This window comes from Basilea psittacipulmonis DSM 24701 (assembly GCF_000743945.1).
GTDB lineage: Bacteria > Pseudomonadota > Gammaproteobacteria > Burkholderiales > Burkholderiaceae_B > Basilea > Basilea psittacipulmonis.
Genome location: NZ_CP009238.1, coordinates 1,009,117 through 1,034,298, shown reverse-complemented (window position 1 = coordinate 1,034,298; position 25,182 = coordinate 1,009,117). Strand labels below are relative to the sequence as shown.

12 protein-coding genes and 1 pseudogene are annotated in these 25,182 nt (G+C 43.5%); 9 read left to right on the top strand and 4 right to left on the bottom strand.

What is annotated here, in order from left to right; genetic code table 11:
- Positions 1-172: 172 nt before the first annotated feature.
- A complete protein-coding gene (locus tag IX83_RS04425) occupies positions 173-658 on the bottom strand; it encodes a HugZ family pyridoxamine 5'-phosphate oxidase (RefSeq protein ID WP_038499669.1) in 486 nt (161 codons plus the stop codon).
- 926 nt (positions 659-1,584) lie between these two features.
- Positions 1,585-2,040, bottom strand: coding sequence for an SsrA-binding protein SmpB (smpB, locus tag IX83_RS04420; protein WP_038499666.1), 456 nt, complete (start codon positions 2,038-2,040; stop codon positions 1,585-1,587).
- A 64-nt stretch (positions 2,041-2,104) separates the two neighbouring features.
- On the opposite strand from smpB, the gene IX83_RS04415 reads away from it, so the two are divergent.
- Together IX83_RS04415 and IX83_RS08580 are read left to right on the top strand one after the other, a co-directional pair.
- Positions 2,105-2,542 (top strand): type II toxin-antitoxin system RatA family toxin, encoded by a 438-nt coding sequence (locus IX83_RS04415; RefSeq protein WP_038499663.1) that lies wholly within the window; start codon positions 2,105-2,107, stop codon positions 2,540-2,542.
- Positions 2,529-2,945: an RnfH family protein gene (locus IX83_RS08580; RefSeq protein WP_051919276.1), complete on the top strand. Its 417-nt coding sequence runs from the start codon at positions 2,529-2,531 to the stop codon at positions 2,943-2,945. Before IX83_RS04415 ends, IX83_RS08580 begins: the two co-directional genes overlap by 14 nt.
- Positions 2,946-3,231: 286 nt before the next feature.
- Here IX83_RS08580 and IX83_RS04405 read toward each other — a convergent pair whose 3' ends face one another.
- Together IX83_RS04405 and pepN are read right to left on the bottom strand one after the other, a co-directional pair.
- On the bottom strand, positions 3,232-4,224 hold the full coding sequence (locus IX83_RS04405; RefSeq protein ID WP_392387058.1) for a class 1 fructose-bisphosphatase: 993 nt from the start codon (positions 4,222-4,224) through the stop codon (positions 3,232-3,234).
- A 7-nt stretch (positions 4,225-4,231) separates the two neighbouring features.
- Positions 4,232-6,874 carry an aminopeptidase N gene (gene pepN, locus IX83_RS04400; RefSeq protein ID WP_038499657.1) on the bottom strand — a complete coding sequence of 881 codons (2,643 nt, stop codon included), beginning with the start codon at positions 6,872-6,874 and terminating at the stop codon, positions 4,232-4,234.
- A 102-nt stretch (positions 6,875-6,976) separates the two neighbouring features.
- Between pepN and tldD the strand changes: the two genes are divergently transcribed.
- The 7 genes and pseudogenes from tldD (at position 6,977) to IX83_RS08970 (ending at position 25,146) form a co-directional block, all read left to right on the top strand.
- A complete protein-coding gene (tldD, locus tag IX83_RS04395; RefSeq protein ID WP_038499654.1) occupies positions 6,977-8,419 on the top strand; it encodes a metalloprotease TldD in 1,443 nt (480 codons plus the stop codon).
- Positions 8,420-8,475: 56 nt separating this feature from the next.
- Positions 8,476-9,534, top strand: coding sequence for a 3-deoxy-7-phosphoheptulonate synthase AroG (gene aroG / locus IX83_RS04390; protein ID WP_038499652.1), 1,059 nt, complete (start codon positions 8,476-8,478; stop codon positions 9,532-9,534).
- Positions 9,534-9,755: pseudogene (locus IX83_RS09080) on the top strand (barstar family protein); the annotation flags it as partial. The gene aroG and the pseudogene IX83_RS09080, both read left to right, overlap by 1 nt.
- Before the next feature lie 183 nt (positions 9,756-9,938).
- Positions 9,939-11,039, top strand: coding sequence for a tRNA 2-thiouridine(34) synthase MnmA (gene mnmA / locus IX83_RS04385; RefSeq protein WP_038501549.1), 1,101 nt, complete (start codon positions 9,939-9,941; stop codon positions 11,037-11,039).
- 10 nt (positions 11,040-11,049) lie between these two features.
- Positions 11,050-12,432, top strand: a complete 1,383-nt coding sequence (purB, locus tag IX83_RS04380) for an adenylosuccinate lyase (protein ID WP_038499649.1) — start codon at positions 11,050-11,052, stop codon at positions 12,430-12,432.
- 71 nt (positions 12,433-12,503) lie between these two features.
- Positions 12,504-12,941 (top strand): c-type cytochrome, encoded by a 438-nt coding sequence (locus IX83_RS04375; protein ID WP_038499646.1) that lies wholly within the window; start codon positions 12,504-12,506, stop codon positions 12,939-12,941.
- Between the two features lie 229 nt (positions 12,942-13,170).
- Positions 13,171-25,146 (top strand): YadA-like family protein, encoded by an 11,976-nt coding sequence (locus IX83_RS08970; protein WP_038499643.1) that lies wholly within the window; start codon positions 13,171-13,173, stop codon positions 25,144-25,146.
- Positions 25,147-25,182 lie beyond the last annotated feature (36 nt).

Genomic DNA, 25,182 nt, shown 5'->3' with positions numbered 1-25,182 from the left:
GAGGTTTTGAAACGATATTATTTTACCGTTTTATGTTCGATATGGGAAAGGTTAGGGGCTGACAGGTCGTATGCTTTGGCATCAGACAAGCAGGCGAAAATCCTTTCTCAAACTTCTGTTAAACGAAATGGCGTTGAGGTTTTGAAACTGGCCATGAGGTTTTGAAACGATATTATTTTACCGTTTTATGTTCGATATGGGAAAGGTTGGGGCCTGACAGGTCGTATGCTTTGGCAAAGCCTGAGACGTAATTCGCGGATTCTGGGGTGAGTTCAAACAATTGAAAGTCAGTTAATGAACGAATCGCTTTAATAAAATGACCGTATTTATCAGAAAATTTGTCTAAGATTTGCGTAAACACTGCATTATCACGAGGAATTAATGATACCTTGCATTGAATAGTTAAACGTTGTCTAGCAAAAATTTGTCTAGCATTTTCCTCGTTTTCAATGAACATCAAGCTTGCAACGGGGTTTTCAATGAGATTTTTTTCATGTGCAGCCAGCCCGCTGAGGTACAGATAGTATTTATGGTCATCATAAACATAACAAGCGTAACTGCTTAACGGGATGTTGTTCAAAGAAGAGGTTGCCAAAATCAAAGAAGAAAATTGATGAGGAAACGCTAATGCCTGCTGATGAATGTCTTTTAAGTCCATAAAAATAACCTACATCTCATGAAAAAATAGTGGATGACTCCACGAAAATAAATTACTTATCGCTAGAAATAGTGTATCTCATTTATTCACATTAACATGAAACGACAACGATTTCGGGTGATTAAAATATTTAACGATAAAACCTAATCGCTGTATCACTGCATAAACACTAACATATCGCGCATCACACAGATTTAACAGTTAACGATGGCAAGACTTCGGGGTGACGTTCGAGGCAACGATTTCGGGTGATTAAAATATTAAACGATAAACCCCAATCGCTGTATCACTGCATAAACACTAACATATCACGCATCACACAGATTTAACAGTTAACGATGGCAAGGCTTCGGGCTGACGTTCGCAATAACGATTTCGGGTGATTAAAATATTAAACGATAAAACCTAATCGCTGTATCACTGCATAAACACTAACATATCACGCATCACACAGATTTAACAGTTAACGATGGCAAGGCTTCGGGCTGACGTTCGAGGCAACGATTTCGGGTGATTAAAATATTAAACGATAAAACCTAATCGCTGTATCACTGCATAGACACTAAGATACCACGCATCTTACAGATTTAACAGTTAACGATGGCAAGACTTCGGGGTGACGTTCGAGACAACGATTTCGGGTGATTAAAATATTAAACGATAAAACCCGATCGCTGTATCACTGCATACACACTAAGATACCACGCATCAGACAGATTTAATAGTTAACGATGGCAAGGCTTCGGAGTGACGTTCGAGACAACGATTTCGTGTGATTAAAATATTAAACGATAAAACCTAATCGCTGTATCACTGCATAAACACTAACGTACCACGCATCACAAAGATTTAACGGTTAACGTCCGCACAACTACTGCATGGATGCTTGGTAAATAAAAACCCCTTTGATGTAAAGGGGGGTAGGGTTAGGTATTGCGGATGTCGTGTTTCATCAGCCTTTCTTTTTCTCTTGCCCAATCTCTGTCTTTAATCGTATTACGTTTATCAAATGATTTTTTACCTTTTGCTAAGGCGAGTTCTAATTTAATTCTGCCTTTTGAAAAATGTAAGTTTAATGGCACAAGAGCGTAGCCTTTCATCTCCACTTTACCAATAAGTTTATTGATTTGTGAGCGGTGCATGAGTAACTTTCTAGAACGATCGGGATAGGCTTTTACGTGTGTAGAGGTCGTTCTCAAAGGGCTGATGTGCATATTAAAGACAAATAGTTCGCCCTCCCTGATCAATACATGGGTGTCATTAAGCTGAATATGTCCAGCACGAATGGCTTTAGCCTCCCAACCTTGTAGGACGAGACCCGCTTCAAAATGTTCTTCTATAAAGTAGTCGTGTCTTGCTTTGCGATTTTCTGCGATAACCATATCCGATTAACCTGAGTTAAATGTATAATGTTTCATTATCCTTAAAAATGAGATGAAGTTCAATATGTACCAAGTAAATCGTAGTGTTTTGGTCCCATACAGCGTTGAGCAAATGTTTCAATTAGTCGATGATGTTGATAAATACCCTGAATTTATGCCTTGGTGCGGGGGTGCAACCATCCATGAAAAAACATCAGACAGTATGAAAGCCACTATTTACATACAGTTTGCAGGACTTAAGCAACACTTTACGACCCAGAATAAACGAGTGTTTCCTCACAGCATCCAGATGGATTTAGTAGAGGGGCCTTTTTCCTCATTAAAAGGGGTGTGGGAATTTCAGGCTTTAGATGAACAGGCTTGTAAGGTCGTATTTAATTTGGACTACAGTTTTAGCAATATACTGGTTGAACGTTTGATTGCTCCCGTATTTAACAAGGTGGCTAATACATTTATTGATTCCTTCACGAATAGGGCTGAGGCGGTTTATGGTCAATCATAAAGTTTCATTGTATTTTGTAGATGCTCAGGCTCATATTTGGCAAAAGCATATTGCATGGTCGGAAAATTTAACGGTCCAAACAGCATTAGAACAAGCTGATTTTTTTAAGGATTTTCCTCATTTATCGATTGATAAAATGGGGCTGGCTATTTTTGGTAAAAAGATAGGTTTGGAGGATGTCTTAAAACCTACTGATCGCATCGAAATTTGTCGTGAATTAAGTTTTGATCCAATGGAATCCAGACGAAGAAGGGCGGCTCACAAAGCACAAGCCAAAAAACAACCGCCTCCTAGAAGATTGAAAAAAGTAAAACCGCAAGAACATAATCGCTTAAATGCGAAACGTAAACAGATTCTGGCCGAACAAAGAAACCATATATTGGCTAATGAAGTGAATAAATAAGCCGATCGTCACAGAAACGAATCACATACCCACCTTAACACTCACGGTGATCGTGGGCGGTTCTCACAGTGATCGTGGACGGATCTCGCAATGATCGTGGGTGGATTAAAAACGTTTCTAATAAAGTGATGATGAGGCTGTCGTGAGTAAGTAAATAAATAAGCCGATCGTCACAGAAACGAATCACATACCCACCTAACAACTTCAAACACTCACACCTTGAATCATCTCTTAGAAACCGTGATCACGCTATTTTCACGGTTTCTAACTTCAATCACGCGTTTCTTTATCGATTTAAATATTCCTGAATACAATCCACTTCTTGAGCACTGCCTAATATCACAGGAACACGTTGATGGATTTTTTCAGGTTCAATATCTAGAATATTTTCTTTGCCTGTGATGGATTTGCCACCTGCTTGCTCCACCAAAAAGCTCATCGGATTGGCTTCATACATTAAGCGTAATTTACCAGCTTTACCCGGTTCACGAGCATCCCAAGGATACGCAAATACGCCACCTCTGTTTAAAATTCTATGCACGTCGGTCACCATGGCAGCAATCCAACGCATATTGTAATTTTTCTTCAAAGGTCCTGTTTCACCTGCTAAGCAATCCTCAATATACGCACGCATATTGGGTTCCCAATGTCGCATATTAGACATATTGATTGCAAATTCTTTAGTGGTACTAGGGATCTTAAATTCAGGTACGGTCAAATACCAAGTAGCGGTATCACGATCTAATGTAAAGCCGACTACGCCTTTGCCTAAGGTCATCACCAACATCGTTTGAGGGCCATAAATCACATAACCTGCCGCGATTTGCTCACGACCTTTTTGTAAGAAATCTTTTTCGGTAATGGCTTGATGATCAGCGTGATGTGGTGCTTTTAAAATCGAGAAAATCGTACCAATACTAACATTGACATCAATATTAGACGAGCCATCTAAAGGATCAAATAACAGTAAATAAGGGCCTTTTTGGTACGAGGATGAAATAGGGTAAATCTCATCCATCTCTTCAGAAGCCATCCCAGACAAGGTTCCCGTCCATTCTAGCCCCTCTAATAGCATTTGGTTAGAGATGACATCGAGTTTTTTCTGGACTTCACCTTGAACGTTTTCATGTGTGGTACTGCCGAGAACCCCAGACAAAGCTCCTTTGCTCACGGCATGAGCAATCATCGTGCAAGTATGGCAAAGCTGTTGTAATAACTCTTTTAGCGATGGATCGTTCGTGTGTTGATGTAAGTATTGTGATAGCGTTAAATTCATGATGTGTCCTTTAGATGTTAAGGGCTTTATTGACAATCTCTTGTACATTACTTGAATGCGTGTGTTGTTGCACGTATTGTAATGATTGTTTCATGCGATCGGCTTGAACATAGTGTTTCCATTGGTCCATGATTCTGGCCATACGTGCAGCCACTTCTGGGTTAATGCTATCTAATGCCACGACACAATCAGCCCAGAATTGGTAACCTTGTCCACCAGATTGATGAAAGGCGATAGGATTGGCGGTGCAGAAACTTCCCATCACCGCACGCACGCGATTAGGATTACGCATGGTAAACAAAGGATCGTTGATAAGTTCACGAATACGGGTTTGATCGGCGTGTCGTGCCACTAAAGAGAACCATTTGTTCAAAACAAGCGGATTATCTTTCCATTTTTGGTAGAAAGCAGCCAGTAAGCGTTCTTTCACCTCTTGAGGGCCATATTCACTGATTAACGCTAAGGTATTAAACGCATCGGTCATGTTATTAGCGTGTTCATGAATGTAAATCGCTTGTTCGATAGCGTGGGGATCTTTAATCGCCATGAGGTGTTGCAATGCTTTGCTACATAAAGCCCGTCTTCCCGCACTGATAAAATCAGGTTGATAAGAAGCAGTGGGGAGGTGATTGGCTAACAGCGTCTGCCAATGTGTTTTTAAACGTTCACCCAGTGTTCGTATCGTTTTCTGATGGGCCTGATGGATCGCGATCGGGTCAATCTGTTTTACCATCGTATATAAGCCCGTTTCAGAGGGTAAGGATAATAAAACAAAACGGTAATTGGCATCAAACGAGGGATTTAATAAGTTCGATTCCCAGATATGAATGAGATCAGGCGAAACCTCGCTATCAGGTGCTTGGCTAAGGCGAATGATTTCTTGGGCCGCTAACTGATGTTTGGCTTCATAACGTGCAAAGGCATTGGTATCATGTAAGGCCAACAAGACTTTTTCGGCTTGTGTTTGCTGGGGGTAATTGATGATAATCGGTGCAGAAAAGTCTCTCAGTAACGATAAAATCGGACGTGACGCTATCTGATCAAACGTAAATGTCTGTTCCGCTTCTGTCAGTTGTAACACCTGTGTTGGGAGGATTTCCTGACCTTGTTCATTCAATATCCCCATGGATAACGGAATGTGAAAAGGCTGTTTTACCCAGTTTTCACGTTTTGTTTCTAATCCTACAGGTGGGCAAGTCTGTTTTAGATGCAGGGTCAAAGTCTGTGCTTTATCATCGTATTCCGTGCGAACATGAACAGTGGGCGTTCCTGCTTGGCTGTACCAGTTTTTAAAGCGTTCCAGACTCTTGCCAGGATGTTGTTCACGATAAACCGTATCCATCGCATCGACAAAATCGTCACAAGTAACGGCCTGTTCATCATGGCGTTGGAAGTAGATGTTCATGCCTTTTTGAAAACCAGCTTCGCCCAGTAAGGTGTGTTGCATACGGATAATTTCAGCACCTTTTTCATACACGGTAACGGTGTAGAAGTTACCAATTTCCTCATAACTATCTGGACGAATAGGGTGGGCCATGGGACCTTTGTCTTCAGCAAATTGGGCCGTTCTGAGCACACTCACATCATCGATACGTTTAACCGCACGAGCACTTTTTGCTGTCTCTTCATCTAGTCCTTTGGACATCATATCGGCTGAAAATTCTTGATCGCGAAATACGGTCAACCCCTCTTTTAAACTGAGCTGGAACCAATCACGACACGTGACACGATTGCCTGTCCAGTTATGAAAGTATTCATGTCCGATTACCGCCTCAATATCAGCGTAACTCGCATCGGTCGCGGTTTCTGGGTCTGCCAATGCATAGGCGGCATTGAAAATATTCAATCCTTTATTTTCCATGGCCCCCATATTAAAATCATTCACAGCGACAACCATAAAACGGTCTAAGTCCAGTTCGAGATTAAATCTTGTTTCATCCCATTCAATCGCATGAATCAGTGATTGCATCGCCCAAGCGGTTTTATCGTAATTACCTTTGTCGCTATACACCTGTAATAAGACTTCTTTTCCGCTTTTAATGCGATATTTTTCTTCACGCACATCAAAGTCGCCTGCCACTAAAGCAAATAGATAGCAAGGTTTTTTAAAAGGATCTTCCCAAACGCATTCATGACGACCATCGGCCAAATCTCGAGAAACGATAAGATTACCGTTGGATAGCATGTATGGATAGCGTTGTTTATCACCGCGAATGGTCACTGTGAAAGAAGACAAAACATCGGGTCTGTCTGGATAAGCGGTGATACGGCGAAATCCCTCAGCTTCACACTGGGTAAATAAAGACTGGTTCGACTCATACAGGCCCATTAGGGTGCTGTTCGTGCGAGGGTGACAATGGCTTTGGACCGTTAATTCAAAGTCACCTTGACAGTTAGGAATCTCTAAAAACTGCTCGCTAAGCTGGTATTCATGAGGGTGTAGTTCTTTTTGGTTTAAAAATACTTTATCGATAGTAATGTCTTGAATATTCAGTTTCAGTCCGTGAGCGGTGTCAGAGCTGTGTTTAGAACGGATATTCATGGTATTGGTGACATAGGTTTTTTCGGGATGAATATCAAAACACAAATGAACACGAAGAATATCAAAATCAAAAGGTAGATAATCTTTTCGATAGATGGTTGAATTCGCCATAACTCATTAAAAGTCTAAAGGTTGTAAATCTATCTATTTTAGCCTTTCTTTACGTGTTATGATTGTAATTTAGTTAAATATGTCTAAGTTAAGGAATGCAGTATGAATTCGGCTATTTCAATAGCAAAAGAAAAATTATTAGATCCTTGGGGACTATCTGAAACCGACCTAAAGCAGGTCTTAGATGAGATTATGTCTGGGCATGCTGATTTTGCGGACCTTTATTTTCAATATGCCTGTAGTCAAGTTTGGTCTTTAGATGAGGGACAGGTTAAATCAGGTGGATTCTCAATTTCACAGGGCGTGGGCGTTCGAGCAGTAAGTGGCGAAAAAACGGCCTATGCTTATTCTGATATTTTGTCTAAAGATTCCTTAATGCAAGCGGGTAAAACGGTTAAGTCGATTGCTCAAGCCCAGACTGACTCGACTTATCCTGCGGTGAATGTGAGCACTCAAGCCATTAAAAAATATTACGAGTGTGTCAATCCTTTGCCGAGTTGGGAGACAAGCCGAAAAATCCAATTATTAGAGTCCTTAGATACGAAATGTCGTCTAAAAAGTCCTCATGTTATCAGAGTGAATGCGTCCTTGTCGATGGATTATGAAGTGATTTACATTGCTTGTTCAGATGGTCGTCGTTTGGCGGATATTCGTCCTTTGGTGCATTTAAGTTTATCTGTTTTGATGCAAAAAGGGGACAAAAAGGTAGTGGCTCGCACAGGTGGCGGTGCAAGACGTGACCTTGATTTTTATACCGATGCTCTAATCGATACGTATATTCAAGAAGTGATTGATGAGGGACATCATAATCTAGAGGCCGACGAAGCTCCCGCAGGTGAGATGGAAGTGGTGCTAGGTAATGGCTGGCCCGGTATCTTATTGCACGAAGCGGTCGGACATGGTTTAGAGGGCGACTTTAATCGTAAAGGCAGTAGCGCGTTTTCAGGACGTATTGGGGAACGTGTGGCCTCGCCTGGCGTGACGGTGATTGATGATGCTACGATTCAGGATAGACGCGGTTCCTTGAATGTTGATGATGAGGGAACGTCTACACAAAGGACCGTACTCATTGAAGATGGTATTTTAAAAGGCTATATGCAAGACCGTTTAAATGCTCGTTTGATGGGCAGTGTCAGTACGGGTAATTGTCGTCGTGAGGATTATTCTTACGTTCCGATGCCACGCATGACAAATACTTTTATGATGGCAGGTCATTATGAACCAGATGAGATGATTGCATCCGTTAAAAAAGGGATTTATGCCAAGAATTTTAGTGGCGGTCAGGTGAATATCACTAACGGTAACTTTACGTTTTCCGCCTCACGTGCTTATTTGATTGAAAATGGGAAGATTACCCGTCCGATCAAAGGTGCGACATTAATAGGTACAGGTGCTGACACCATGAACGAAATTGGAATGATTGGACATGATTTAGCCTTAGATCCCGGTATGGGGATGTGTGGTAAACAAGGTCAGTCTGTTCCCGTGGGCGTGGGCATGCCGACCATTAAACTGAATCGTATCACAGTAGGCGGTACAGCATAGCTATACACGTGTACTCAGTTATGCTAGGATAAAGGCTATAAAGGAGAAAAAGTAATATGTCATATAACACAGACGATATACGCATACGCGAAATTAAACAGTTAAGCCCTCCATCTCATTTGTTGAGAGAATTTCCCTGTACTCCTGAAGTATCAGGCATTGTGCATCATACGCGTGATAGCTTGCATCAGATTTTACACGGCAAAGATGATCGTTTGGCTGTGATTATTGGTCCTTGCTCGATCCATGATCATGAAGCGGCCCTAGAATATGCTCAGCGTTTGGCTAAAGAAAGGGGACGTTTTGCTGAAGATCTGGAAGTGATTATGCGTGTTTATTTTGAAAAACCGCGTACCACAGTTGGTTGGAAAGGTTTGATTAATGACCCCGATTTAGATAATAGTTTTAATATTAATAAAGGATTGCGTATTGCACGTGAACTTTTATTAAACGTGAATGCCTTGGGCTTGCCAGCCGGTTGTGAGTATTTGGATATGATCACGCCTCAGTATATTGCTGATTTGGTTTCATGGGGAGCGATTGGTGCCAGAACCACAGAAAGTCAGGTGCATCGTGAATTAGCATCAGGATTATCCTGTCCAGTCGGCTTTAAAAATGGTACAGATGGAAATGTGAAGATTGCAATTGACGCGATGAAAGCATCTGCTCATCCTCATCACTTCTTGTCAGTTACGAAAGGTGGGCATTCTGCTATAGTTAGTACCATTGGTAATGAGGATTGTCATGTGATTTTACGCGGTGGTAAACAGCCAAATTATGATGCGGCCAGTGTTGAAGCAGCCGCACAAGAATTGGAAAAAGCGGGTTTATCACCTCGCATTATGATTGATGCAAGTCATGCCAATAGTAGTAAAAAACCAGAAAATCAGCCTTTGGTGGTAGAAGATGTCGCTAAGCAGATCGAAGCAGGTGATAAACGTATTTTTGGTATGATGATTGAAAGCCATCTAAAAGCAGGTCGTCAGGATTATGTCGAAGGTCAGGCATTGGTTTATGGTCAAAGTATTACCGATGGTTGTATCGACTGGGATACCTCTGTTCAAGTATTGGAGCGTCTTGCTTCGGCAGTACGTCAACGTCGTCGTTTGAAATAATGTTAGTATTAGATTGTCAACATGTTGAATCATTAGCTCAGTTTTATCAGTCGCTGTATCGTCTGTTAGGTGCAGAGGAACAGTTTGAGGAACTTGGGGCTAATTTAGATGCTTTGTGGGATGTCTTATCGTGTCAGCCCGAAGAAGTATGCATTCAGATCCAGCATATCCATGCTTTGGACCAGTTTGATCCGAATTTTACACAGAAACTAAGGGCGTTAATCGAACAGCTACCAGAACCAGTGATTCAGTTAGATGAGGAAACGGATGGGGCAGTCAACCACGTTCCACCCGCACAGGTTTCAAAAAACATACTCGTTGAAGAGGCGGACACTGCTGTCACGAGTAAGGCCACCGTTGTGGCAAATTCGGATCTCATAGCATCTGCCATCACAGGAGATGCTATCTCATCGCTATCTCCTAAAAAACCACGTGTGGTTATCGGTCTATCGGGTGGGGTGGATTCTTCCGTGAGTGCTTGGTTGTTGAAACAGCAAGGCTATGAAGTAATCGGGCTATTCATGAAAAACTGGGAAGATGATGATTCAGAATATTGTTCCTCTCGTCAAGACTGGCTCGATGCGGTTGCCGTTGCTGATTTGATTGGGATTGATATTGAAGCGGTAAATTTTGCAGCCGAATACAAAGAACGCGTATTTGCGGAATTTTTGAAAGAGTACTCAGCAGGTCGCACGCCGAATCCCGATGTTTTGTGTAATGCTGAAATTAAGTTTAAAGCTTTTTTAGATCATGCGATGACCTTAGGGGCCGATTATATTGCTACGGGGCATTATGCTCGTGTACGTCGTGTGGGTGGAGAAGTACAATTGCTAAAAGGCTTAGATCCGGCTAAAGATCAGAGTTATTTTTTACACCGTTTAACCCAACAGCAGTTAGATCGTGTCTTATTTCCTGTCGGCGAACTGCCTAAAACACAGGTCAGACGGATTGCCCTAGAAATTGGTCTGCCGAATGCCAAGAAAAAAGACTCGACCGGTATTTGCTTTATTGGAGAACGTCCTTTCAGAGAATTTTTAAATCGATACTTGCCTACTCAGCCCGGTCCGATGATGACACCAGAGGGTGAATATCTCGGTGAACATATTGGTCTATCGTTTTATACTTTGGGACAACGAAAGGGTCTCGGTATTGGCGGGGTCAAGGGACATCAACAAGCCGATGGTCAGGTAGATGCTTGGTACGTTGCCAAAAAGGATCTTAATACAAATACCTTATATGTGGTCAATGGACATGATCACCCGTGGTTATTGAAAAAGACCTTGGTAGCTGATGAAGTGAGTTGGATCTCGGGTTATCCGCCACATGAAGGTGCTTATGCTGCCAAAACACGTTATCGTCAGACCGATGCTATGTGTGATTTGGTTAATACTGATGTTAAGCACATTACTTTGAAGTTTACGCAAGCCCAGTGGGCGATTACCCCCGGACAATCTGCCGTCTTGTATGATGGAGAAGTATGTTTGGGGGGTGGAATTATTTTATAAAAGGAAGATGATGAAGATTCATACAGAATTAAGTAGCCTTAATGCCTTATCGCCTCTCGATGGGCGTTATGCTTCACGTGTGGACAGTTTACGTCCCTATTTCTCAGAAGCTGCGTTTATGGCACATCGTACGGAAGTAGAAGTTGCTTGGCTGATTGCTTTATCTGAGGCGGGACTTCCTGAGTTAGCCGCATTTTCTCAAACGGCAAAAGATCAGTTACATCAGATTGTGATTGATTTTAGTGAGGCTGATGTAGCCCGCATTAAAGAAATTGAAAAAACCACCAACCATGATGTGAAAGCAGTGGAATATTTTCTGAAAGAAAAGGTGCAAACTAATCCTGAATTAACTAAGGCAGCAGAATTTATCCATTTTGCATGTACTTCGGAAGATATCAATAACACCTCACATGCGTTGATGCTTACTCGTGCGGTAGAAACAGTGATTCTGCCGACATTGAGACAGTTACTGACGCAGCTACAAAATAAAGCACATGAATATGCTAGGCAGCCTTTGTTATCCCGTACGCATGGTCAACCTGCAACGCCTACTACGATGGGTAAAGAGTTTGCGAATATTGCAGCTCGTCTACATCGTGCGATTGAAGCGATTGAAGTAGTAAAACCTTTGGCAAAACTGAATGGTGCTACAGGAAATTTCAATGCTCATCTTAGTGCTTATCCTAATGTCGATTGGCAGGCATTGGCAAGAAAAGTGATTACGGGCTTTGGGCTGACTCAGAATGTATATACCATTCAGATTGAGCCACATGATTGGATGGCAGAATTATTTGATGCGATCGCTCGTGCCAATACCATTATTTTGGATATGGACCGTGATATTTGGGGTTATGTCTCTTTAGGCTTTTTTAAACAAAAGCTCAAAGAGGGAGAAGTGGGATCGTCTACCATGCCGCATAAAGTGAATCCAATTGATTTTGAAAATTCTGAAGGTAACCTTGGTGTAGCAAATGCCTTATTAAACCATCTATCAGCGAAACTGCCTATTTCTCGTTTCCAAAGGGATTTAACAGACTCCACCGTATTAAGAAATTTAGGCGTGGCATTAGGTTATTCTGTCGTGGCTTGGGAGGCAAGTTTGAAAGGCTTATCGAAATTACAATTGAACTCTGAAGTGATTGATGCCGATATCGATGCTTGCTGGGAGATTTTGGCTGAACCCGTTCAAACCGTGATGAGACGTTATGGGCTTCCACAGCCTTATGAACAGCTCAAAGCATTAACCAGAGGTAAGGGGATTGAGCAAGAAACATTAAGAGCCTTTATTTCAGAGTTAGATTTGCCGTTTGAAGCTAAAGATCGACTATTAGCGATGACGCCGAGAAGTTATTTGGGCTTAGCGGTTCAATTGGCGAAGAATGTTGGTAAATAAGTTTTATCGTTTTATCATTAGTCTGTGTATTTAAAATATTGCATAGACTTTTTTTACAAGGAGAATGGAAGATGAAAAAAATATTATTAGCTTTTTTATTAGTCTGTATTACGGTTGGGGTTGTCCAAGCGGCGCCTACTACGCAGGAACGTACGATTAAATATCGCCAATCTGCTTTTACTGTGTTAGCCAACCAGTTTGGTAAATTAGCATCAGTGGTAAAAGGGGGTACCCCTTACCAAGCCGATCAGGTCAAAGCACAAGTCGCGTTGATTGCCACCTTAGCTGATTTACCTTTTGAAGGGTTTGATGTAGGTACTGAAGGAGGTGATGCAAAAACAGAAATTTGGAGCCAAGCATCTGCCTTTAATCAGAAAACAGATGATTTTAAGGTCGCGGTCAAAGCCCTACAGGAAGCAGCTGATACAAGTGATTTAAACCAAGTGAAGATTGCTTTTGGTAAAGTAGGTGCAAGCTGTAAATCCTGTCACAACGATTTTAGAAACTAAGCTCTATTGCTAATGAGAAAAAAGATGATTCTTTTTATTAAAAATATGTTGTGTCTAAACAACATAAATGATTGAAATGTTTCATATGGGAGGGGGATTATTGCAAATAAAACAAACTAATGAAATATATTTGTTGTAATGCAGTTTAATTATTGTAAACTCTCTCTCTTTTTTTTAATGATTTTATTAGAAGTAAAAGTCAAAAGAATTGTAAGTTAATGAGATAGAAATGAATCGAATTTATAAAGTTATTTATCGTCATAGTGTTGGTCGTTTTGTTGTTGTAAGTGAGTTAGCAAAAGGGCATGTGAAGTCTTCAAGTCAAGGTAATGAACTTGAAAATACCTCTTATCGTAAAGGAACTGAATCGTTTCGTTTGGGCCTGCTATCTCTTTTCTTACTTTCCTCTATTTATCCACAATTAGCCATCGCATCATCTATTAAACAAGGTGATAATGTAAACATTTCATCCAGTGCTGCCTCTGCTATTGCAATAGGAGATGACACAACATCTTTAAAAAACTATGGAATTGCTTTGGGGTCAAAGGCAAATTCTAATGGAGAGAGTTCTATTGCATTGGGGCGTTCCGCAAATGCTTTGGCAAATTGGGCAACTGCCTTGGGAAATGGTGCTAATGGGCTTGGGGTGTCTTCTGTTGCAGTAGGTTCTGGAACAAGGGCAAATGCAACGTCAGCTACGGCATTAGGTAATGATGCGAAAGCAGATGCCAACAGCTCAACTGCTGTAGGACATAAAGCAACTGCTTTACAGGATTATGCCACCGCATTGGGTTATAATGCAACTGCTTCACAGTGGTATGCCACCGCATTGGGTAATAATGCGACCGCTTCAGGGTGGAGAGCCACCGCATTGGGTGATAATGCGAACGCTTCAGGGTGGAATGCTACCGCATTGGGTGTTAATGCAACTGCTACTAGGGATGCCATTGCATTGGGTTTTAATGCGACTGCTTCAGCAGTTAATGCCACTGCATTGGGAAATTTCGCAAATGCTTCAGGGGGAAGTTCCACTGCATTGGGACATTTCGCAAATGCTTCAGGGGGAAGTTCCACTGCATTGGGACTTTACGCAAATGCTTCAGCAGTTAATGCCACTGCATTGGGGGTGAATGCGACTGCTTCAGCAGCTAATGCCACTGCATTGGGGGTGAATACAAAGGTTTCAGGGCAGAATTCAGTTGCGTTGGGGGTGAATGTGAATGCTACAGGGGATAACTCTGTTGCATTAGGCTTAAATGCAACAGTTTCATTAATTAATTCTGTAGCATTGGGAACATATGCAAATGTTTCAGTGATGAATTCTGTTGCCTTAGGTTCAGGCTCAACAGCTTCCCAAGGTGATGTAACATCAGATAAAAGTTATTTAACCAATGTAGTTACTAGGGAGGCAAATGGCGTTATCTCAGTGGGTAAAGACGCTATTCGCCGACGTATTACCAACGTAGCAGATGGGGTATTAGATGATGACGTTGCTACAGTTGCACAGTTAAAAGCCCAACAAAATAATGTCAAAAATATTCTAGGCGGAAACGCTATTGTTGCCGCAAATGGCACAGTAACCATGACGGATATTGGTGGCACTGGCAAAACAACCGTTCATGATGCCATTAAATCCGTTGCGGACAGTATGGATTGGCTCACCTATAAAAAAGGCTCAACTTTCACCGCACCAACTGCCACAGGAAGCGATAGTATGGCGTTTGGTAGTGGCGCTAAGGCGTCAAATACTAATACTATTGCATTAGGGGCTAATTCAAATGCTTCAGGAAAAAATGATATTGCAATTGGTGGAGCTATTACTAAGGGAACTGGGTTCTTCAATGCTGCATATGAGGGTAAATATAAAGACGATGGCTCAATGAATATCGCCATTGGTAAAGGTGCTTCCATTGAAAATATTACCGATGCTAATAATAAGAGTACTTCATTCGCAGCGTCTTCTATTGCATTAGGAGCATATGCAAGCGCAAAAGGGTATAGGTCTCTTGCAATCGGCTTTTTAGCTAATGTAACGAATAATAATGCACTCGCCATCGGTGCAGAAGCGAAGGCTTCAGGGGATTCTTCAGCTGCATTGGGATATTTTGCGAATGCTTCAGTAGCTGATTCCGTAGCCTTGGGGTCAAACTCAACTACTATTACAAGAGATATTACTACAAATAATGGTTATTTAACCAATGCCGTTACTAACGGCACAAATGGCGTTATCTCAGTGGGTACAGACACTAGTCGCCGACGTATTACCAACGTAGCGGATGGTGTATTAAATGATGATGTTGCTACGGTTGCACAGTTAAAAGCCCAACAAAATAACCTTAAAACACTTCTAGGTGGAAACGCTGCTGTCGCCACAAATGGCACAGTAACCATGACGGATATTGGCGGAACTGGAAAAAATAATATTAATGATGCCATTAAAGAAATAAAAAATATAGCATCAAATGTTACTCAAGGCGTTCAATGGGGTTTAGCAGTAGATAACGGTTCTGGAAGCCAAGATGTTACGCCAGATGGCACACCGAAGAAAGTGACGTTGAAAGCTGGTAAGAACGTAAGCTTGGATAATGCGAATGGAACGGTCACGATCAACGCGAATACAGACACGATAGAGAGTAAGACCGTGAAGTTAGGTGATGGCACGAACGGCACAACCATTGCGATAGCGGGTAAAGATGGTGCGAATGGAGCAAATGGAGAAGCTGGTAAAGCGGGTGTAGACGGTAATAGCATTACACGTATTGTTTATACTGATCCAGATAACAAACAGCACACGGTAGCGACGTTAGAAGATGGCTTGAAGTTTGCAGGTGATAGTGGTGCAGAGATTGCGAAGAATCTGAACGAGACTTTAACTATTAAAGGTGAAGCGACAGGTGAAGCAAGCACAGGCAACATCAAAGTTGAAAGTGACGGTACGAACTTGTTAGTGAAACTGGCTAAGGACGTGGACTTAGGTAGCACCGGAAGTCTGAAGGCAGGCAATACGAAAGTATCTGCGGACGGTATTACGTTTGAAAATAATGGTGCAGCAAGCTTGAACAGCAATGGCTTAACGATTACAGGTGGCCCAAGTGTAACCACGAGCGGTATCAATGCGGGTAACAAAGTTATTAGCAACGTAGCGAATGGTACAGCTGATGGTGATGCGGTGAACTTTAGTCAGTTAAAAGGCGTAGAGACGAAAGCTGACAACGCACAAACAGCGGCACAGAAAGCTCAAGGTACAGCTGATGCAGCTAAAGCAGTAGCAGAAGCAGCTCAAACTGCAGCAAATAATGCTGGTGATGCTCAGTGGAGTTTAGCGGTACAGAATGGTGAGGCAGCTGCTGAAAGCATCACGCCAAGCAGCGATAAGAAAGTCACGTTGAAAGCAGGCGACAATGTCACCTTAACAAAAGGTGCTAATGGCGAAGTCACGATTGCAACATCGGCACAGAAGCTAGCAGCGGACAATGTTGGAGCGAAGACGATTACTATTGGTGGTACTGGTACTGACGGCTCAAGTGGCACTAACGGTAGCAACGGCACTGTGATCGCCATTGCAGGTAAAGATGGTAAGAACGGTACGAATGGTGCCAATGGTGCGACAGGCGAAGCTGGTAAAGCAGGCTTAGATGGCGAAAGCATGACGCGTATTGTGTACACCGACCCAGATGGTACAACAAACCACACGGTAGCGACGTTAGAAGATGGCTTGAAGTTCAAGGGTGATAGTGGTGACACGATTGCTAAGAAACTGAACGAGACTTTAACCATTAAAGGTGGTGAGAGTGAGGCAAGCAAGTTAACTGACAACAACATCGGTGTCGTCAATGATGGTAGCGGTAACTTAGTGGTGAAACTAGCGAAAGCATTAACAGGCTTAAGCAGTGTAAGTGCGGAGACATTTACAGCAGGAAATACCACAATCAACACTGATGGTTTAAGCATCACAGGCGGACCAAGTGTTAAAGCTAGCGGTATTGATGCAGGTAACAAGGTAATCAGCAACGTAGCGAATGGCACAGCTGATGGTGATGCGGTGAACTTTAGTCAGTTAAAAGGCGTAGAGACGAAAGCTGACAACGCACAAACAGTGGCACAGAAAGCTCAAGGTACAGCTGATGCAGCTAAAGCAGTAGCAGAAGCAGCTCAAACTGCAGCAAATAATGCTGGTGATGCTCAGTGGAGTTTAGCGGTACAGAATGGTGAGGCAGCTGCTGAAAGCATCACGCCAAGCAGCGATAAGAAAGTCACGTTGAAAGCAGGTGATAACGTCACCTTAACTAAAGGCGAGAATGGCGAAGTCACGATTGCAACATCGGCACAGAAGCTAGCAGCGGACAATGTTGGAGCGAAGACGATTACTATTGGTGGTACTGGTACTGACGGCTCAAGTGGCACTAACGGTAGCAACGGCACTGTGATCGCCATTGCAGGTAAAGACGGTAAGAACGGTACGAATGGTGCCAATGGTGCGACAGGCGAAGCTGGTAAAGCAGGCTTAGATGGCGAAAGCATGACGCGTATTGTGTACACCGACCCAGATGGTACAACAAACCACACGGTAGCGACGTTAGAAGATGGCTTGAAGTTTGCAGGCGACAGTGGTGCAGAGATTGCTAAGAAACTGAACGAGACGTTAACCATTAAAGGTGAAGCGACAGGTGAAGCAAGCACAGGCAACATCAAAGTTGAAAGTGACGGTACGAACCTTGTGGTGAAACTAGCGAAAGCATTAACCGGCTTAAGCAGTGTAAGTGCGGATACATTTACAGCAGGAAATACCACGATTAATACAGATGGTTTAACCATCACAGGTGGACCAAGTGTCACTAAAGAAGGTATTAATGCAGGCAATAAACAAATTACCAACATTGCAAGCGGTGGTGTAACGAATGGTTCAACGAATGCTGTAACTGGAGGTGAAGTTTATACCGCAATTGAAACTGCGAAGAGTGCACTAGAAGGCAATCAGTGGAGCTTGGCAGTACAGAATGGTGAGACTACTGAGAACGTAACGGCTAAAGACAAGAAAGTGACGCTTAAAGCAGGAACCAACATCAGTTTAGAGAATAAAGATGGAGTGGTAACTGTCAATGCAGCGGACAATGTTCAAGTCACGAAAGTGGAAACAGAGCAGGTCTTGATTAAAGGAGAGAAAGGCACAGATGGAGCTGACGGTCAAGACGGCGTGACCTTAACTGTGAAAGGCAAAGATGGCGTTGACGGTAAGAAAGGTGATGCAGGCGTTAATGGCGAAAGCATTACACGAGTGGTGTATGCTGATGATAAGGGCGGTAGTCACACGGTAGCGACCTTAGAAGATGGCTTGAAGTTTGCAGGTGATAGCGGTAACGCGATTGCTAAGAAATTGAACGAGACTTTAACCATTAAAGGTGAAGCGACAGGTGAAACAAGCACAGGCAACATCAAAGTTGAAAGTGACGGTACGAACCTTGTGGTGAAACTAGCGAAAGCATTAACAGGCTTAAGCAGTGTAAGTGCGGAGACATTTACAGCAGGAAATACCACAATCAACACTGATGGTTTAAGCATCACAGGCGGACCAAGTGTTAAAGCTAGCGGTATTGATGCAGGTAACAAGGTAATCAGCAACGTAGCGAATGGCACAGCTGATGGTGATGCGGTGAACTTTAGCCAGTTAAGTGCGGTGGAAACGAAAGCTACTGACGCACAAACAGCGGCACAGAAAGCTCAAAAAACAGCCGATGAGGCGAATACCGCCATTCAAAACGCTAAGACTGAGCTAGCAGGCAATCAGTGGAGCCTAGCGGTACAGAATGGTAGTGAAGCTGCACAGGACATCACACCAAGTGACGATAAGAAAGTGACGCTTAAAGCAGGTGATAATGTCACCTTAACTAAGGGTGAGAATGGCGAAGTCACGATTGCAACATCGGCACAGAAGCTAGCAGCGGACAATGTTGGAGCGAAGACGATTACTATTGGTGGTACTGGTACTGACGGCTCAAGTGGCACTAACGGTAGCAACGGCACTGTGATCGCCATTGCAGGTAAAGATGGTAAGAACGGTACGAATGGTCAGAGTGGTACTGAAGGTGCAGCTGGCGAAGCTGGCTTAGACGGTAAGAGTATCACGCGTATTGTGTACACCGACCCAGATGGTACAACAAACCACACGGTAGCGACGTTAGAAGATGGCTTGAAGTTTGCAGGCGACAGTGGTGCAGAGATTGCTAAGAAACTGAACGAGACGTTAACCATTAAAGGTGAAGCAACAGGTGAAACAAGCACAGGCAACATCAAAGTTGAAAGTGACGGTACGAACCTTGTGGTGAAACTAGCGAAAGCATTAACAGGCTTAAGCAGTGTAAGTGCGGAGACATTTACAGCAGGAAATACCACAATCAACACTGATGGTTTAAGCATCACAGGCGGACCAAGTGTTAAAGCTAGCGGTATTGATGCAGGTAACAAGGTAATCAGCAACGTAGCTACTGGTACAGCTGATGGTGATGCGGTGAATAAAGGCCAGTTAGATAAAGCCATTGAGACGGTGACCGGTAAGATTACAGAGGCACAAGGCGTTCAATGGGGTTTAGCAGTAGATAACGGTTCTGGAAGCCAAGATGTTACGCCAGATGGCACACCGAAGAAAGTGACGTTGAAAGCTGGTAAGAACGTAAGCTTGGATAATGCGAATGGAACGGTCACGATCAACGCGAATACAGACACGATAGAGAGTAAGACCGTGAAGTTAGGTGATGGTACGAACGGCACAACCATTGCGATAGCGGGTAAAGATGGTGCGAATGGAGCAAATGGAGAAGCTGGTAAAGCGGGTGTAGACGGTAATAGCATTACACGTATTGTTTATACTGATCCAGATAACAAACAGCACACGGTAGCGACGTTAGAAGATGGCTTGAAGTTTGCAGGTGATAGTGGTGCAGAGATTGCGAAGAAACTGAACGAGACGTTAACCATTAAAGGTGAAGCAACAGGTGAAACAAGCACAGGCAACATCAAAGTTGAAAGTGACGGTACTAACCTTGTGGTGAAACTAGCGAAAGCATTAACAGGCTTAAGCAGTGTAAGTGCGGATACATTTACAGCAGGAAATACCACAATCAACACTGATGGTTTAAGCATCACAGGCGGCCCAAGTGTTAAAGCTAGCGGTATTGATGCAGGTAACAAGGTAATCAGCAACGTAGCGAATGGTACAGCTGATGGTGATGCGGTGAATAAAGGCCAGTTAGATAAAGCCATTGAGACGGTGACCGGTAAGATTACAGAGGCACAAGGCGTTCAATGGGGTTTAGCAGTAGATAACGGTTCTGGAAGCCAAGATGTTACGCCAGATGGCACACCGAAGAAAGTGACGTTGAAAGCTGGTAAGAACGTAAGCTTGGATAATGCGAATGGAACGGTCACGATCAACGCGAATACAGACACGATAGAGAGTAAGACCGTGAAGTTAGGTGATGGTACGAACGGCACAACCATTGCGATAGCGGGTAAAGATGGTGCGAATGGAGCAAATGGAGAAGCTGGTAAAGCGGGTGTAGACGGTAATAGCATTACACGTATTGTTTATACTGATCCAGATAACAAACAGCACACGGTAGCGACGTTAGAAGATGGCTTGAAGTTTGCAGGTGATAGTGGTGCAGAGATTGCGAAGAATCTGAACGAGACTTTAACTATTAAAGGTGAAGCGGCAGGTGAAGCAAGCACAGGCAACATCAAAGTTGAAAGTGACGGTACGAACTTGTTAGTGAAACTGGCTAAGGACGTGGACTTAGGTAGCACCGGAAGTCTGAAGGCAGGCAATACGAAAGTATCTGCGGACGGTATTACGTTTGAAAATAATGGTGCAGCAAGCTTGAACAGCAATGGCTTAACGATTACAGGTGGCCCAAGTGTAACCACGAGCGGTATCAATGCGGGTAACAAAGTTATTAGCAACGTAGCGAATGGTACAGCTGATGGTGATGCGGTGAACTTTAGTCAGTTAAAAGGCGTAGAGACGAAAGCTGACAACGCACAAACAGCGGCACAGAAAGCTCAAGGTACAGCTGATGCAGCTAAAGCAGCAGCAGAAGCAGCTCAAACTGCAGCAAATAATGCTGGTGATGCTCAGTGGAGTTTAGCGGTACAGAATGGTGAGGCAGCTGCTGAAAGCATCACGCCAAGCAGCGATAAGAAAGTCACGTTGAAAGCAGGCGACAATGTCACCTTAACAAAAGGTGCTAATGGCGAAGTCACGATTGCAACATCGGCACAGAAGCTAGCAGCGGACAATGTTGGAGCGAAGACGATTACTATTGGTGGTACTGGTACTGACGGCTCAAGTGGCACTAACGGTAGCAACGGCACTGTGATCGCCATTGCAGGTAAAGACGGTAAGAACGGTACGAATGGTGCCAATGGTGCGACAGGCGAAGCTGGTAAAGCAGGCTTAGATGGCGAAAGCATGACGCGTATTGTGTACACTGACCCAGATGGTACAACAAACCACACCGTAGCGACATTAGAAGATGGCTTGAAGTTCCAAGGCGATGATGAAAAAGCGATTGCTAAGAAACTAAATGAGACGTTAACCATTAAAGGTGAAGCGGCAGGTGAAGCAAGCACAGGCAACATCAAAGTTGAAAGTGACGGTACTAACCTTGTGGTGAAACTAGCGAAAGCATTAACAGGCTTAAGCAGTGTAAGTGCGGAGACATTTACAGCAGGAAATACCACAATCAACACTGATGGTTTAAGCATCACAGGCGGACCAAGTGTTAAAGCTAGCGGTATTGATGCAGGTAACAAGGTAATCAGCAACGTAGCGAATGGCACAGCTGATGGTGATGCGGTGAACTTTAGTCAGTTAAAAGGCGTAGAGACGAAAGCTGACAACGCACAAACAGCGGCACAGAAAGCTCAAGGTACAGCCGATGCAGCTAAAGCAGCAGCAGAAGCAGCTCAAACTGCAGCAAATAATGCTGGTGATGCTCAGTGGAGTTTAGCGGTACAGAATGGTGAGGCAGCTGCTGAAAGCATCACGCCAAGCAGCGATAAGAAAGTCACGTTGAAAGCAGGCGACAATGTCACCTTAACAAAAGGTGCTAATGGCGAAGTCACGATTGCAACATCGGCACAGAAGCTAGCAGCGGACAATGTTGGAGCGAAGACGATTACTATTGGTGGTACTGGTACTGACGGCTCAAGTGGCACTAACGGTAGCAACGGCACTGTGATCGCCATTGCAGGTAAAGATGGTAAGAACGGTACGAATGGTCAGAGTGGTACTGAAGGTGCAGCTGGCGAAGCTGGCTTAGACGGTAAGAGTATCACGCGTATTGTGTACACCGACCCAGATGGTACAACAAACCACACGGTAGCGACGTTAGAAGATGGCTTGAAGTTTGCAGGCGACAGTGGTGCAGAGATTGCTAAGAAACTGAACGAGACGTTAACCATTAAAGGTGAAGCAACAGGTGAAACAAGCACAGGCAACATCAAAGTTGAAAGTGACGGTACTAACCTTGTGGTGAAACTAGCGAAAGCATTAACCGGCTTAAGCAGTGTAAGTGCGGATACATTTACAGCAGGAAATACCACAATCAACACTGATGGTTTAAGCATCACAGGTGGACCAAGTGTCACTAAAGAAGGTATTAATGCAGGCAATAAACAAATTACCAACATTGCAAGCGGTGGTGTAACGAATGGTTCAACGAATGCTGTAACTGGAGGTGAAGTTTATACCGCAATTGAAACTGCGAAGAGTGCACTAGAAGGCAATCAGTGGAGCTTGGCAGTACAGAATGGTGAGACTACTGAGAACGTAACGGCTAAAGACAAGAAAGTGACGCTTAAAGCAGGAACCAACATCAGTTTAGAGAATAAAGATGGAGTGGTAACTGTCAATGCAGCGGACAATGTTCAAGTCACGAAAGTGGAAACAGAGCAGGTCTTGATTAAAGGAGAGAAAGGCACAGATGGAGCTGACGGTCAAGACGGCGTGACCTTAACTGTGAAAGGCAAAGATGGCGTTGACGGTAAGAAAGGTGATGCAGGCGTTAACGGCGAAAGCATTACACGAGTGGTGTATGCTGATGATAAGGGCGGTAGTCACACGGTAGCGACCTTAGAAGATGGCTTGAAGTTTGCAGGTGATAGCGGTAACGCGATTGCTAAGAAATTGAACGAGACTTTAACCATTAAAGGTGAAGCGACAGGTGAAGCAAGCACAGGCAACATCAAAGTTGAAAGTGACGGCACGAACTTGTTGGTGAAACTGGCTAAGGACGTGGACTTAGGTAGCACCGGAAGTCTGAAGGCAGGTAATACGAAGGTATCTGCGGACGGTATTACGTTTGAAAATAATGGTGCAGCAAGCTTGAACAGCAATGGCTTAACGATTACAGGCGGCCCAAGTGTAACCACGAGCGGTATCGATGCAGGTAATAAGAAGATCACGAAGGTGGCTAGTGGTCTAGGAGACACGAAACTTGCCGTTGCAACTGGTGATACTTTGACCAATGCAGCTAATATTGGTGACTTGAAAAATGCGATGAACGCGATCACCTCCTCTGCTACAGGTGGATTTGGTCTGAAAGCTGATGATAATAACGAGGTTAAAGCTAATTTAGGTAATACCATTACTGTGAATGGCGATAATCAGAATATCACTACATCGGTGGATAATAATGCCGTGAAAGTTGCCTTAAACGACCAAGTAACATTGGGTAAAAAAGACTCAACAGGTAAGGTGACCTTGAATAACAAGGAAGGTAAGGCTAACGTAACGCTAGATGGCGACAAAGGCTTGACTGTTGGTAAGGTGGCTGATAAGTCCAACGGTACATCGGTATCAGATATGGGCGTGATCAGCACAGATGATCAAGGTAACAAAGCCTTACATATGGCGGCAGGCAGCACTTATATGGGAGCTGATGGCAAGACAGTCAGCATCTCTGCAGATGGCTTGTATAACGGTGGTAACAAGATTACTGGCGTGGCTGCTGGCGATATTAGCGCAGCTAGCACCGATGCAGTGAATGGTAGCCAATTATTTGCAATTCAAAATGCTGTTAAAGGTATTAAGGAGAGCAAGTTAAGCTTCCAAGGTGATGATGGTCAGGCGGTATCGAAGACACTTGGCGAGACCTTAACGATCAAAGGTGGTGCGACAATGAATCTAAGTGACGGTAATATTGGTGTGGTGGCAGATGATAAAGGCTCGCTCAATGTGAAATTATCGAAAGACTTAGTAGATATGAATAGCGCATCATTTAAATCAGAAGCCCAAACGACTCAAGATAGTGAGGGTAACTCTGTGAAGACTGAAACAACGGCAAGGATTGATGCTACGAATGGATTAGTCCTAAGTACAACATCAACGACTACCGCAACCGATGGAAGCGAAACGACAGACCGTAAAACAGTCGCTTTATCAGCAAATGGCTTAGATAATGGCGGTAATAAGATTACCAATGTGAAAGCTGGCGAACAAGACACCGATGCGGTGAACTATGGACAGTTGAAAGCAGTAGTAGCTTCTGTGTCCAACAAATACGTGAACGTTAAATCAAGCGGAGAGGCAGCAGTAGCCAAAGGTGAGGAAGGTGTCGCTGTAGGTAGTGGTGCGACGGTTGAAGACGGTGCAACCAAAGGCTCTGTGGCTATCGGTGCAGGTTCAAAAGCAAAAGCAGCACATAAACCAACACAAGATAATAACGGTTATTATGCGGCATTTGACGGTGAAGTCGCCGGCTTAACGGTGAACGACCAGAACCCAACCGGTCCAGCTGTTGTGTCCTTTGGTACTGAAGGTGCTGAACGTCAGTTACAACATGTAGCTCCTGGCGTGATTTCGGCAACTTCAACCGATGCGATTAACGGTAGCCAGTTACATGCAACCAATATGCAGGTTTTGAATAATAAATTGGCTATTAATAATCTAAGTAAGCATATAGACACTGTTGACAAAGATTTGCGTGCAGGTATTGCTGGTACGATTGCTATGTCTAATCTAGTCATGGATAGCGGAGCAGGTAGAAGTACGGTATCGGTGGCAGCTGGTAGCTATAAAGGTCAAACAGCTATGGCGGTCGGTTATGCTCGTGTAAGCGAAAATAATAAATTTAGAGTGAAATTTAGTGGTAGCACAAACAGTCGTGGAGACGTAGGCGTTGGAGCGGGTGTTGGCTATTCTTGGTAATTTCCTTTAAATATTTAAAAACCATTCCACTAATTT